We start from the raw sequence: 14,418 nt of genomic DNA, 5'->3' as shown, positions 1-14,418 counted from the left end.
TCAGTTATGCAATTGAAAAAGTTAATGATGACCACCCTCGTTTTCGCAATATTTGCGGGAATCATTGGCTGCGGCGGTTCAAGTTCGTACGTTGCAGATATTGCCGGTGATAAGATCACGATCCAAGATTTTGAGCAGGTCTATGCAAAGAATAACGGCGGCTGGGAAGCTGCGGCAAAAACATCGGTGGAAGATCGCCAAAAGTTTTTGGATCTCTATGTAAAATTTCGACTAAAAGTGAAAGAAGCTTACTCTCTTGGATATAACAATGACAAAGAATTGAAAAATGAACTGAACGATTATCGAAAAAATCTTGCTGTTTCATACATGCTGGAAAAGGAAATCACCAAGCCGGCATTGGAAATGATGTATCAACGTAAATTAAAGGTACTCCGTGCAAGTCATATCCTGGTAGGAACAACCTCCGCAAATCCAGAAGATACATTGATGGCATTTAATGAAGGATTAGCAATCATTGATTCATTGAAATTTGGAATTTCTTTTGAAGAATTAGCCTTGAATAATTCCCGGGATCCTTCAGTTCAAAACAATAAAGGTGATCTGTATTATTTCAGTGCCGGACAATTGGTACCGGAATTTGAAGATGTTGCTTACAGTTTAAAACCGGGTGAAATTACATTGGTCCCAGTGAAAACTCAATTTGGTTATCACATTATTAAAGTGACCGATATAAAAAACAACCAAGGTGCGGTAAAAGCAAGCCACATCATGAAGCGGCATACGCGCGGCGCAAATCCCGCAGATTCTGCAAAAGCGTATGAAGAAATTAAGACTATATTGGATTCTATTAAAGCGGGAAAAGATTTCGCCGAAACAGCCCGCAATTTGTCCGACGATACCTACAGCGCAGAACGAGGCGGCGATCTTGGATTTATTGAACGCGGAAGAACGGTGAGAGAATTTGATGAAGTTCTTTTCGATCTTAAGGACGGCGAAGTTTCCGGAATCGTGAAGACACAATTCGGATATCACATCATTAAACGGGATCACGCGCAAGGAATTGCTCCATTTAAAGAAATGGAACAACAATTAAAAACTGATTACCAGAACTATCGTTTTCAATATGATTACAACACGATGGTGAATAAACTCCGTACGTTGTATTCATTCAAAGAGAACAATGATGCGGTAAAAGCATTCTCGGTGAGTGTCGATACGTCGAAAACAACAAGCGATATCAATTGGGACAGCACTGTTTCCGCGGCGACGCGAGCATTGGTCATCTACACCTTCGGCGACAGAAAAGTAACCGTAGATGAACTGATTGAATTAACAAAAACGAATCAGGATTTGAAAAATTTGGCATTGAAACTTCCGTTCACTATCCAAACTATTGTCAGCAAGGTCGGTACCGGTTTGATTGCAGAACATCACGCTCGACAACTGGAAGGAAAATTCCCGGACTTCAACCGCACAATGAAGGAATACGAAGAAGGTATTCTCCTTTTCAAAGCGGAACAAGAGAATGTATGGAACAAAGTTCAGCCGTCAGACTCCATCCTGAAAAAATATCATGCAGAACGAAGTGCAACGTATCAATGGCCGGACCGGGTGAATGTGCAAGAAATCTTTGTACCATCAGACAGTGTTGCACAACTTGTGCAAAAAGCAATGACGGGTTATACTGTTGATTCACTCGTTGCCAAAAAACAAAAAGGAAAGAGCAAAAAAGCAGCCTACGACACTGTAAAAATTGTTGTGGCACCAATTAGTTTTGATTCAGCCGCTGCTCTGTACAATGTTCGCGGTACAACACTCGAAACCCGCGGAGTGTTAGGTTTACAACCTCTTTCCACCAACACAGTGACACAACGTGCTTGGGGAATTCCGGAAAAAGATACCATTACCTATTTCCCGAACGAAGGGGGATTTTCCTTTGTGAAAGCATTAAAAAAAGATCCCGCGCGCGAAAAAACATTCGAAGAAGCACAATCGGAGGTTTCCGGAGCATTCCAAGAATATGAAACAAAACGATTAAGTGACGAATGGTTCCAATCGCTGCAGAAAAAATATCCTGTACAACTCAATGCAGACGCATTGGCAAAAACCTTTGCAAAACCGCCGGCAACCGCGGCATCAGAGAAACAATGACATATTGCAATTGCCATACAGAGGAAAGCGTCTATCGCTTTCCTCTTTTCTTTTTCAGTCTGCTCCTGTTGCTGGTCATCGGATGCACCGAACCGGAACAAAATGGATCGGTCGTTGCTCGGGTGAACAATCAATCATTGACAATGGAAATGATTAAGGCAAATGTCGATCCTTCCCGCACATTGACACAGAACGATATCCAGCAATATGCAAGTCGCTGGGTGACCAATGAATTGTTGTATCAGGAAGCACAGCAGCGCGGTTATGATGTGTCCGAACAGATACAGCAAAAAATGACAGAAGCGCGCAAACAACTGAGTATTGCCGAATTGTTGGAAAAAGAGGTGTATTCGCTTGCATCCAATGATGTCCGGCGTGATGAACTTGCAGCCTATTTTCAGAATCACAGTGACGAGTTTATTCTTCGCGAAAGTATTATTCGATTGTCAGTTGTTATCTTCAACGAATTTGAATCTGCAAATCAATTTCGCACAGAGACATTGAATAACGGCGAATGGGATAAAACGATCGAACAGTTTCGTTCCAATCCGTCAAAAGGATTGCTCTCGTATTCTGATTCTCTTTTTTATACCAAGTCGTCGCTCTATCCGCAGGAATTGTGGAAAGTGGCCGGTGCACTTGGAATGTCGGAAGTATCGTTTCCGGTAAAGACCAGTGTTGGACATGTTGTGCTTCGTTCGCTGGGACAATTTAAAGAGAGCTCTATCTCACCGTTGCAGTATGTTGAAACAGATATCCGTAACCGATTGGCAATGGAACGCCGCCAAAAAAAATATCAGCAATTTTTACAGGAGCTGCGCATGAAACACACTGTGACCATGATGATTGCGGGAACAGATTCTACCAAAGGAATGGACTAATACATGACGATGAGAATATGTTTATTATTATCGCTGCTCGTCAGCGGTGCAACGGCGCAACAATCACTCGACAGGATCATCGCTGTCGTGGACAAAGAGGTTATTACTGAGTCCGATTTGAATTTTACCGTTCAACAACTGGCCGTACAAAATCGACTCGATTCAAAGTCGAAAGAATTACGAGACCGTGTGTTGGATGGCATGATCAATGATAAACTTGTGCTTGCACAGGCTATTGAGGACAGCGTCATCGTTTCCGATGAAGAAGTGACCGAACGACTTGAACAACAAATTCAGCGTATGACGTATCAAGTGGGAAGTCAGCAGAAACTGGAAGAGATGTACGGAATGACCATCAATAGAATGAAGCGCGACTTCCAGTTCCGCGAGCTTATCCGAAAACAGATGCTTGTGCAAAAAATTCAGCAGCAGCGCCAAACACAACTGACAGTGTCGCGCCGAGAAGTGGAAGAATTTTTCGCAACATATAAAGACAGTATTCCAAAAGTTCCGATGGAATTCGAATTAAGCCACATCTATGTTGAACCGAAACCAGATTCTTCCGTATTGAAACTGCTATTTAATAAAGTACAATCAATCGCCGACAGCATTAAAGCAGGGGGTGATTTTGCGGAATTTGCAAAACGGTATTCATCGGATGGATCAGCTGCACAAGGTGGTGATCTTGGATTTGCCCGCCGCGGTTCGTTCGTAAAAGAATTTGAAGAGGTCGCATTTACGTTATCTGAAAAAGATATCTCCAAACCAGTTAAGACGCAGTTCGGCTATCACATTATTCAACTTGTTGAACGTCGTGGCGATGCTGTACGAACACGACATATTCTCTTCCCAATTGAAATGTCTCAGGCGAATGACGATTCAACAATCGCGCAATTAAAACGGATTCGTGAAGCAGCTGTTAAAGGAGAAAGTTTCGGAGTGCTTGCACGTCGATATTCCGAAGATAACGATACGAAAGACGTCGGCGGAGATCTTGGTAGAGTCGCTTCAGATCAGCTTGATCCGGCGTATGAAGAGTTTGTGAAAACGGCAAAAGCAGGAGACATTAGCGAGCCCAGAAAGTTGACCGTGCAGAGCAAATATGGATACCATATCATTTTCGTCCGGTCGGTCACAGCAGAACACCCAATCAATCTGAACGATGATTATAAGCGGATAGAACAGCTGGCCCTTCAGTTCAAGCTGAGCAATAAATACGAACAATGGGTAGACGAACTGCGCAGGACAATCTACTGGGAAAAGAAATTGTAACTCGATCGAATTTTAATTATACTAACACACTTCATTCATTGAAATACATCAGGAGAAACACATGGCACAGCATCAATCAGCGGAAAAACGTATCCGCTCCAACGAACGGCGGGCAAAACGCAATGTTGCGGAAAAATCAACAATGAAAACAATGTTGAAAAAAGTTCGTTCATCAGAATCGAAAGATTCTGCACAGACTGTCTTAAAAGAGACGGTGTCGTTTCTGGATAAACTTGCTGGAAAGAAAGTGATTCACGCAAACAAAGCAGCAAATTTGAAATCGAAATTGACTAAGCTTGTGAACAAACTGAAGTAATTGTTTGTTGCTGCAAACGACACTCCCCGCTTCTGCGGGGAGTGTCGTTTTAAATCAATCCTTCTTTTTCCATTTGCAACTGCTGCAATTCTCTGATCCGCTGCTGGAACTCTCCCCCCTTGGCAGGCTGAGAAAACATTAAAATTTCATACGCTTGTATCGCTGCGCGATACTCCCCTTGCTGTGCATAGATTTCAGCTAATGTCGGTGTGACAGCATCAGTTTCATACGCCTGCTCATCCTTAGTTTCCTGAGGAACAGGATTCTGCGGCTGATAATTTTCCTGCGGAACTATCTTCTCTGCACTTTGCAACTTCTCTGCCAGCGAATCAATATCTGTAGATGGCGATGCCATATCAATCGGCGATTCTTCATTCATCGCATTCATTTCTGCAAACAGCTGTGCTTGCTCCGGAGATGCAAACACCGGCTCCGGATCTGTATGGGTTTCCCGCTGAGTATCCGGTACTGAAGTGTCAAAGGATTCCTTCATGAAATCAAGAGAATGATCTTCAACAACAACAGTTGTCTGTTCCGCAGGCTGAACATTGTTGAGAAATTCATCCAATGAAACGGGTGATTGCGTATTGATCCGTGATTGGTTTTGTGCAAAATAATCATCGTATGAAGGAAACGCTTCTGAGGAGATGGGAAGCTCTTCTGAAACGGGTTGGTATTCTTGCTGTTGAACGATCGGTTGTTCAAACTCCGGTTCTGCAACACTGCTCAATGGCTGACTAAAACTTAACTCTTCAACACTTGGAGTTTCAAATGGTATCTGTTGAGTAGTTTCTTGCACTGATTCCGGCGAAGAGAATTGTTGTTCTGCTTCCGGTTTCACAGCTGTCGGCGGCTTGAAATAATTTTCTTCCGTCGTTCGTGTTGATTCATCCGGTTTATTGGGGACGGAGATCAGCAGCTGAGCTGCCGTCTGATTGAACGGTGATAATTCCAATGCTTTTTCAAAAGCACTTTGCGACTTGGAATATTCCTTAAAAGCCAGATGAGCTTTACCAAGAACAATGTAGCCGGCATAATAATTCGGGAAGAGTTTTATTCCTTCTTCCAACAGCATCATCGCTTCGGCAGATTGTTCTCTCCCCAAATATATATCGGCTAGCCGCGCAAAGAGAGGCGATTGCGGATTTTCTGCTAACTTTTGTGCAAGAAACTCTATGTCGAACTCTTCAAATTCCATAATAAAAAACAATGTACCTACTCAGAGTGTTTATACCACCTGATGCATGAATTATTTCCCCCTGAGCAGTTACAAAACAGCTAATAACTTACTCAGGCGTAAAATAGGTAAGATTGAGCTGAATTGCAAAATTGTTCGTAAAGATTTCATGTTATGAATATTTTGTATATTTCCATCACTATTTTCTCACTTTGCTAAAAGCCGTCTGCATGAGTTGGTTGTTTGGTGTTATTGGTTCCCGCGTTACGGTCAAGGATCTACCCCGATATCACACTGTACACGACAAGCACCTTTTTCAAAATTTCAAAGAACACTCCCATTATTTTGCCTGCGGAGGAAATACTCAAACATGTTTTTCCGAAAATACCCCGGACAATAGTTCTTTTTGGATCGGATTGGGAATTGCTATACAGAGTGATCCACATCAGGCCGCCATTCTTTCTCCTCTTGGGTGGAATGCCTTGGTACAGAATGTTGACGGCGTTAGTAAACAAAACGGTCATTTCATTATTGTAACATATGCCAATAATACGTTTGAAATCCGAACAGATACGTTAGGACTTCGGACAATGTACTGGAAACAAAATGAAGATGAGATCATCCTAAGCACTCGAATTGACTGGATCTCGAGATATTGCAACGGATTAGAAATAGATTATCAATCCACCGGTTCCCGCTGGCTATTGGTGAATCAACTATCATATCAATCGCTGGCAAAAAATACACACCGGCTTGGACCACAGGGTAAGCTTACGATCCACAACGGAAGTGTCACATCTTATCAGCAACCATATACTCCATCTGTTAATAACACTGTTTTTTCCAAAAAGAATATGACGGATTGTTTACTTTCATATCTTACCCCACAACATCAAGATTTAAAGCAAATCACATTAGGCTTATCGGGTGGGTTAGATTCTCGAGTACTTCTTTCATTCTTAATGGGTTCTCATCGTAAGAATTATCAAACGCATACCTTTGGTCATATTCTCGATCCGGATGTTGCTATTCCAAAGAGGATTGCCGAGAAAGAACATTTTCCACATTTTATCTTTCAAACCGCTATTTCGTCAACACAGCAATTAGCCCATCTGGTCCAAAGTTATGCATCGGAAACAAATCTTGTTGAGCCGATTTCCACTGCGTTACGATTACAAAATATTGCATCACTTGATCCGGCAAAATATATTATGATTGATGGAGGCTACGGCGAAATTGCTCGGCGTCAATATTTGAACAAGCTTGCCTTCTATGGAAAAAAACCTTTTCGCAATCAAAATATTGATCTGTTATTTAGGCATTTATATGTACAACGAGGTAATTTCCTTCACCGTGATATTTTCAAGCAGATGCACATAGGTGCGCGAAATGATATTTCTACTATGCTGAACACAATGCCTGCTATTGGGGAAATCAGTTTGGAAAACTATCTGGATCTTTGGGCTATTCGATCGCGGTTTCCCAATTTTGGAAGTGATGAACAGGCCAGATTGGATAAGCAGATTTTGAATTTTATGCCGTTTGCACAATTAGATTTTGTAAACATGGTCTTTACTATGCCAGTTGCTCTACGACGGAACGGGAGACTCTTTCGCGACCTGATTAAAATGAACTTTCCCGTACTATCAAATTATCCTCTTGTGAAAAGTGGTATGACATATCCTTTTCAACTTTCTACAAAAACTTCATGGTTGTATACAAAAATTAAATCAAAACTCGGGTTTCAATATGTTGAAAACCATATTGATCTGTTTTTAGAGTTAATGAAAGATTACACACTTGATCTGTTGTATTCAAAAAATGTTCAAGAACATCCTGCCTACAACTATCAATATATTCGCACCGTTATTGAACAGTATTATCGCGGAGATACAACACTAAAAACCGAAGTGGTGTGGTGGTTAACATTTGAGCTGTGGAGAAAAGGAATTGAACAAAAATAATAATGCCGGCAGCTGCCGGCATTATCGTGTTATACTGTTGAGAAACAAATTATATGTTCAGGCACTAATCGGTTCAACAACCAAATTCAATCGAGCCATTTTCATGCGGCGCGCTTCGAGTGCCTGCTGAACAGACATTAAGGCAACAAATCCATATCCACACGTGAACAAAAGTTGGAAGGGAACAGCCGCAATTTCAAGATAGTACAGGGATGAAAGCACACCGAAGAAACAATAGAGCGCCAATGCGATTTCCACAAGCACTGTCCAGCTGAACTTCACTGGAACATATTTCTTATCATTCCACGATTGTTTTTTTCCTTCAATACCATATTTCGGTGTCCGTACGAATTCAGATTTTCGTTTAAACAGTCCTTCCAGTACCGCTTTACTGTTATTCACTGCAAATCCCATGCTGCCGGCCATGAAAACAGGAAACAGCATAATCCGTTTGCGCCAATCAGCATAGATATCTTTTTGTGAATACAGGTAAAATAAAAATGAACCGATGAACGCAAGTACGAACACCGACATAAAATCAAAATAAGCATCGAATCCACCGCCATGTTTAATGAACGTAAGCGGAACATTCAAAATGCTTGCAAGGATGATGAACGGAAATACGATATTGTTCGTTAAATGAAACGTGCTGTGAAATTTAATGCGAAACGGAATGTTCGATTTCCACACCATGGGGAGAAGTTTCCGCGCTGTTTCAATGGCACCTTTCGTCCAGCGAAACTGCTGCGATTTCAATGCATTAATCTCTGCCGGAAGTTCTGCCGGAGAGGTAACATCTCGCAGGAATTTGAATTTCCAACCGCGAAGCTGTGCTCGATAGCTCAAGTCGAGATCTTCCGTCAACGTATCGCTCTGCCAGTTTCCTGCATCGAGAATCGTCTCTTTTCTCCATACACCGCCAGTGCCGTTAAAGTTGATAAAGTATCCTGCTTTGTTACGGATATTCTGTTCAATCACGAAATGCCCGTCCAAGGCCATTGCTTGTGTGCGTGTCATTAACGAATAATCGCCATTCAAATGTTCCCATCGTGTCTGCACCATGCCGATGTTCTTATCATTAAAGAAATATGGGATCGTTTTTTCCAAGAACTCCGGTTTCGGAATAAAATCTGCATCAAAAATCGCTACAAAATCACCTTTGGCAGTTTTTAACCCTTCTTTCAATGCACCTGCTTTAAATCCTTTACGATTTGTACGGTGTGCATGAATAATATTGAATCCTTTTGCCTGCTTTTCGCGAACGATACTGGCAACAAGATCAACCGTTTCATCGGTGGAATCATCCAGCACTTGAATTTCAAGTCGATCTTTTGGGTACTCAATGCCGCATGATGCGTCAATCAACCGGCGCACAACATACATCTCGTTGTACAGTGGAAGCTGTATCGTTACCATCGGTGTATCATTCAGCGGAAGATCCCCTTCCACCTCATTTCGATGTTTGTAATAGTGATAGATCATGACGAATCCGTGTGCGCCGAAAACAAACAAGATGCTCAAACAGATGATGTAGGCAATCAGTATGAATTGTTCCATAGTGTTATGTAGTTTGAATGTGAATTATATAGTGTCTTAAACTGTTCTTACCAGCCGGAAACCGTCTCCAGCAAAATATCTTCTGCAACTTTGTTCACCGCATCGTTTAACGCAACGTCGCGTGTTTGTTGACCTTGTGTATATTCTCCCCAATTGGAAAAATCTTTTTCCCAAATTTTTTTCCGAAATTTCATATCGGTGTATGAAGCGTGAACAGTCACAGTGACTCTTCGTGTACGGACGATATCATTTCCTCCAATGACGGATGGAGCATCAATCACGGTGGAAATTGTCCCTTCGATAATCGAATCTGCCGTCAACCGTTCCCCGATTTCAAGATTATTATCATTGCGGAACTGTTCGATCACTTTTTGTGTGAACTTTTCGCGTAGTCCCGGTTCGCCAAATCCACTGACATCTTCAAACAATGGAATTGCGACTGTCTTGAGATGAGGAGCAACCGATGCTCCGGTAAATGAGTAACAACTTCCAAACAAATATGTGCACACACCAAAAAAGAGAATGTTAACAGCTTTCATATTCCGTATTCTTTAATCTTTCTATACAATGTTCGTTCTGAAATCTGCAGCTCATCCGCAGCAAGACGACGATTATTGTGATACTTTTTTAATGCCGTCTCAATCATCCTTCGTTCCATTTCGCCGAGCGAGAGATTTTCCTGCACCGCATTGTTTTGATTTCCGCTTACTGCACCATTTCCGCCAAGCACACCCTTCAACAAATTTTTTACATCAAGCATGTCATTCTTTAACTCGATCAACGCACGATACAGCAGCTGACGTTCGTCAAAATCATTCTGTTTCGAAACAACCATGGGAAGATTGCGTTCTTCCGACGGCAGGCGAAGATATTTTCTGATATCTTCGGCTTCTAATTTTTTCCCGCGCTCGAGCACTAGCATGCTTTCCACAACATTGCGCAGTTCACGAACATTACCGTGCCAGTAATACTGCTGCAATAATTCCACCGCTGCCGGTGTCATACCGCCGAACTTGATGCCGTTCTTTGCGGTAAACTCTTCTACAAATTTTTCAAAGAGCAACGGAATATCTTCTTTTCGTTCGCGGAGCGCCGGGATACGAACATTCACCGAGCGCAATCGGTAAAACAGATCTTGTCGAAAATTCCCGTTTCGCACTTCTTGTTCCAAATCTTTATTTGTCGCAGCAATCACTCGCACATCCACTTTGCGCGCGATGGAAGAACCAACACGTAAAAATTCACCGTTCTCCAAAATCCGTAAAAATTTTACCTGTGTTGCAAGGGGAAGTTCACCAATTTCATCAAGAAAAATTGTACCGCCATCCGCTAGTTCAAAATATCCTTTTCGTTCGCTGCTGGCTCCTGTGAACGAACCTTTTTCATGTCCAAACAATTCCGATTCAATAATCCCTTCCGGAATTGCGCCGCAGTTTACTGTTACCATCGTCTTCTTGGCACGCTTGCTTGCACCGTGGATCGCATGCGCGATTACTTCTTTTCCGACACCACTTTCACCGGTGATCAAAACAGTAATATCGGTCGGGGACACATGTTGCAGCACCTGCACAAGTTCCTGCATCTCCAGCGATTCGCCGACGATGCCGAATTGACGTTGAAACTCTGTTCTGTTCTGAGTTTGTTCCACGTTTGCCCCGCTCAACGTTTCACCATAAACCAGTCCAGATTGAACTTTGCTTTCAATTCTCCGCCAAACGCTTTTGCCGATTGTTCATCAACAAATCCTTCAAATGCCACTGCATATACCGTTTTTCCACCGCTTACCTTCGAAAACACAATTGCTTTTTTACCGACCACGGACGTGATATTATCAGCCTGTTCCTGCGCTTTTACTTCTTGAGAATAGACAGCTACCTGAACGATAAAACCGCCGGTTGTTGTTGATGGAACAATCGATTCCTTTTTTTCTTCGACCGCCGGTTGTGGTGCGGGTTCTGATTTCACCGTTGACGGAGTTTCAGATTTGATCGGTTCTTTGACAGTTCGTTTGGCAAATATCGAGTTTGGATATTGTTCATTCAGCTGCGTTAATTTGGCATCTGCAGTTTTGTATAATCCAACTGCATAATAATATTGGTAGATTTTATAGAGGGCATCATCTGCCCACTCATTTTGCGGATAAGTATCAACAAATGATTGATACTTTTTCACCGCCTGGTCGCCGTTTTCCGTTACATACGCTTCGAGATATTTCACTCCGGGATCGTTCGACAGTTGCTTTAATAATGAGGATACTTCTGTTCGAACTTGTTCAATTTTTCCGGAATGGATCAAATCAAGACGTTGACGAACTTCCTGCTCACCAAGCTGAGCAAACAGCAGATTCGTCATCAGCAGCACAACCGGCATTATAGAAATTGTATAATTTTTCATAGAGACTATTGAATTGAAATCAATTCATGTTTGGAACAAGTTTACCAATAAGCGTCTGAGCATTTGCTCGTTCGATCTTGACTTTCCGAATTTCTCCAACAGTTGCATTACCTCTCGGAAAGACAGTTTTTTTATTGGTATCAGTCCGCCCCATCAGATCGTCCGCAGAACGAGAACTGTCGCGTTCGATCAACACTTCAACATTTTTTCCGATGAGCAATTGATTGATATCAAATGCGATTCCATTTTGGAGTTCGATGATCTCATTCAATCGTTCAACTTTCAATTCTTCCGCAACATCGTCTCCCATATCCCATGCTTTTGTGTTTTCGCGGGGAGAGTATTTGAACATATACGCGCCATCATATTTCACCTGCTTCAAAATATCCAATGTCATTTGATGATCTTCCCCTGTTTCTGTTGGGAAACCTGCAATGATATCGGTTGAGAAACTCGCATCCGGCATTGATCGCTTGACCTTTTCCATTAAGCCAAGATAGCGTTCAATAGTGTAGGTACGATTCATCAATTTCAAAATTCTGTTCGATCCTGATTGCACTGGAAGGTGAACATATTTGCAAATATTGTCATGCGTTGCTATCGTCTCAATCAATTTGTCGCTCATATCCTGAGGATGGGATGTCGTATACCGAATACGCATTGTGCTATCGACCTCGGCAACGGATTTGAGCAAGTCCGCAAAATCGTATTCACCGTCGTGATATGAATTTACATTTTGTCCAAGCAGCGACACTTCTTTAAACCCTTGAGCACTTAACTTTCGCACTTCTTCTACAATACTTTTCAAACTTCTGCTTCGTTCACGGCCGCGGGTGAAGGGAACAACGCAAAACGTGCAAAATTTATCGCAGCCTCTCATTACGGAGAGCCACGCACTGATCCCTTCTGTTCTCAACGGAGTGACATCATCGTAATTTTCCACGCGGGAAAGCTTTACGGCAATACCGCGCTGTCCTGCGTACGCATCTTCAATTAATTTTGGGAGTTTTCGATATTCATCCGGTCCGACAACAAGATCGACAAGATTATTTTTTTCGACGAGTGTTGTTCGTAATCGCTCTGCCATGCATCCCAGCACGCCGATCAATACTTCGGGGTTTCTCCGTTTGTGTTCTTTCAGTTCGGAGACTCGTTTGTGTGCCCGTAGTTCTGCGTTATCGCGAACGCTGCAGGTGTTTACTAATATCAAGTCAGCGCTGGCTGCATCTTTGGTAGGTTTGTACCCAATTCCATCCAACACACCGAGTACAACTTCAGTGTCCGCCATATTCATCTGGCAACCATATGTTTCCACATAGATTTTTTTGGATTTCGTCTCCATTTGCACTACAAATATACTTCCCTGCTGACATTTGGACAATGGAAAGTCGGTTTATTAACCAAAATTAATTGAATAAGTGAAGATTAACTGATTTTAAGAAAGGCCATGGTTGCCGTTTTGTCAGCTATTTGCTTGCCGGAAGAAAAAAGCGTACGTTTTCACAGAAAAGTTATCCACATCTTAAGAACAGCGAATTTTGAAGTTAAATAGAATAGTTTTTCGCATATCTGAAGGATTTTTTCGTTTTTAGCAACAATCCAAAAAATTTTTAGGCACAATTATTCATTTCCCTTACTTTTTATGCTTTTACATTGGCATAAATTTTGGACTACATATTTCGATTCTTTTTCCTCACTCTTTATCAAATACATAATAATTACAATCATGAATCCTCAAAATTTTATCTCAGAAATTCGATCCAAAGCCAAGCAACTTAAAAAAACCATTGTCCTCCCGGATGCGATCGATCCTCGGGCCTTTAAAGCAGCCCGCATTCTTGTAGATGAAGGAATCGCCACACCGATCCTGATCGGGAATGAATCTGCCATTCAAGCCAAAGCAAAAGAAGAGGGTGTTTCTCTTACAGGTTTAAAACTTATCGATCCCGAAAAATCCGACCTGCTTCCTTCGTTTTCACAGAAATTTTTTGAACTTCGAAAAGCAAAGGGAATCCATCTTACCGAAGCAACGGAAACAATGAAGAAGCCGTTATTCTTCGGCGCGATGATGGTCCGGGAAGGATTGGCAGATGGAAGCGTTGCCGGTTCACTCTCCACCACCGGCGATGTGATGCGGGCAGGTATTCAGGTGATCGGGATGAAAGAAGGAATTTCTGTTGTCTCCAGTTTTTTTATGATGGTTTTTCCGAATCAATTGCTTTCATTTGCAGATTGTGCCGTTGTTCCGGATCCGACAGCTGAGCAGCTTGCAGACATTGCGTTAACAACAGCGGAGAATCATGCAAAACTGACCGGTGAAGAAGCGCGCGTAGCAATGCTCTCCTTTTCTACCAAAGGAAGTGCAAATCATCCGCATGTTGAGAAAGTAGTGAAAGCCACAGCTCTCGCCAAACAGAAAAATCCGAATCTGAAACTTGATGGAGAAATGCAATTGGATGCGGCTATCGTTCCAAAGGTTGGTGCTTCAAAAGCTCCCGGAAGTAATGTCGCGGGCACAGCAAATGTTCTCGTCTTTCCGGATCTTGATGCCGGTAATATCGGATATAAACTCGGTCAACGGCTGGGCGGTGCAGAGGCAATTGGACCGATTGTGCAAGGGTTAAAAAAACCGGCATTCGATCTTTCCCGTGGGTGTTCGGTAGAAGATATTGTTAACACAACGGCGATTAATGCAGTCATCGGTGCGGTGTAAAAAAACAATTCATAATTAATAACGCATAACTT

General features: G+C 42.3%; 12 protein-coding genes. 6 read left to right on the top strand and 6 right to left on the bottom strand.

Annotated features, from left to right (window positions below):
- The first annotated feature begins 27 nt into the window (after positions 1-27).
- The 4 genes from WDA22_13440 (at position 28) to rpsT (ending at position 4,581) form a co-directional block, all read left to right on the top strand.
- Positions 28-2,112: a peptidylprolyl isomerase gene (locus tag WDA22_13440; GenBank protein ID MFA5834475.1), complete on the top strand. Its 2,085-nt coding sequence runs from the start codon at positions 28-30 to the stop codon at positions 2,110-2,112.
- The gene (locus tag WDA22_13435; GenBank protein ID MFA5834474.1) at positions 2,109-2,993 is read left to right on the top strand and encodes a peptidyl-prolyl cis-trans isomerase; all 885 of its coding nucleotides are present in this window, start codon (positions 2,109-2,111) and stop codon (positions 2,991-2,993) included. Before WDA22_13440 ends, WDA22_13435 begins: the two co-directional genes overlap by 4 nt.
- Before the next feature lie 3 nt (positions 2,994-2,996).
- Entirely contained in the window at positions 2,997-4,265 is a 1,269-nt protein-coding gene (locus tag WDA22_13430; GenBank protein ID MFA5834473.1) for a peptidylprolyl isomerase, read from the top strand.
- A 61-nt stretch (positions 4,266-4,326) separates the two neighbouring features.
- Complete coding sequence (gene rpsT / locus WDA22_13425) at positions 4,327-4,581, top strand: 30S ribosomal protein S20 (GenBank protein ID MFA5834472.1); 255 nt, start codon at positions 4,327-4,329, stop codon at positions 4,579-4,581.
- A 49-nt stretch (positions 4,582-4,630) separates the two neighbouring features.
- Here the strand turns inward: rpsT and WDA22_13420 are convergent, their stop codons facing one another.
- Positions 4,631-5,779: a hypothetical protein gene (locus WDA22_13420; protein ID MFA5834471.1), complete on the bottom strand. Its 1,149-nt coding sequence runs from the start codon at positions 5,777-5,779 to the stop codon at positions 4,631-4,633.
- A 209-nt stretch (positions 5,780-5,988) separates the two neighbouring features.
- Here WDA22_13420 and WDA22_13415 point away from each other — a divergent pair, with 209 nt between their 5' ends.
- On the top strand, positions 5,989-7,722 hold the full coding sequence (locus WDA22_13415; protein MFA5834470.1) for a hypothetical protein: 1,734 nt from the start codon (positions 5,989-5,991) through the stop codon (positions 7,720-7,722).
- A 57-nt stretch (positions 7,723-7,779) separates the two neighbouring features.
- Here WDA22_13415 and WDA22_13410 read toward each other — a convergent pair whose 3' ends face one another.
- From WDA22_13410 to miaB, 5 genes are read right to left on the bottom strand one after another with little or no spacing between them, the layout of a single operon-like run.
- Complete coding sequence (locus WDA22_13410; GenBank protein ID MFA5834469.1) at positions 7,780-9,279, bottom strand: cellulose synthase family protein; 1,500 nt, start codon at positions 9,277-9,279, stop codon at positions 7,780-7,782.
- 47 nt (positions 9,280-9,326) lie between these two features.
- A complete protein-coding gene (gene lptE, locus WDA22_13405; protein MFA5834468.1) occupies positions 9,327-9,818 on the bottom strand; it encodes an LPS assembly lipoprotein LptE in 492 nt (163 codons plus the stop codon).
- Positions 9,815-10,927, bottom strand: coding sequence for a sigma-54 dependent transcriptional regulator (locus WDA22_13400; protein ID MFA5834467.1), 1,113 nt, complete (start codon positions 10,925-10,927; stop codon positions 9,815-9,817). The genes lptE and WDA22_13400 overlap by 4 nt, the downstream gene beginning before the upstream one ends.
- An 11-nt stretch (positions 10,928-10,938) precedes the next feature.
- Positions 10,939-11,673, bottom strand: a complete 735-nt coding sequence (locus WDA22_13395) for an SPOR domain-containing protein (protein ID MFA5834466.1) — start codon at positions 11,671-11,673, stop codon at positions 10,939-10,941.
- Between the two features lie 19 nt (positions 11,674-11,692).
- A complete protein-coding gene (miaB, locus tag WDA22_13390) occupies positions 11,693-13,015 on the bottom strand; it encodes a tRNA (N6-isopentenyl adenosine(37)-C2)-methylthiotransferase MiaB (GenBank protein ID MFA5834465.1) in 1,323 nt (440 codons plus the stop codon).
- Positions 13,016-13,399: 384 nt separating this feature from the next.
- Between miaB and pta the strand changes: the two genes are divergently transcribed.
- A complete protein-coding gene (gene pta / locus WDA22_13385; protein ID MFA5834464.1) occupies positions 13,400-14,386 on the top strand; it encodes a phosphate acetyltransferase in 987 nt (328 codons plus the stop codon).
- The last annotated feature ends 32 nt before the right edge of the window (positions 14,387-14,418 follow it).

This window comes from Bacteroidota bacterium, from assembly GCA_041658205.1.
Classification (GTDB): Bacteria; Bacteroidota; Ignavibacteria; order UBA10030; family UBA8401; genus UBA8401.
The sequence above is the reverse complement of the archived record's forward strand: the minus strand, read 5'-3'. Positions and strand labels throughout refer to the sequence as shown.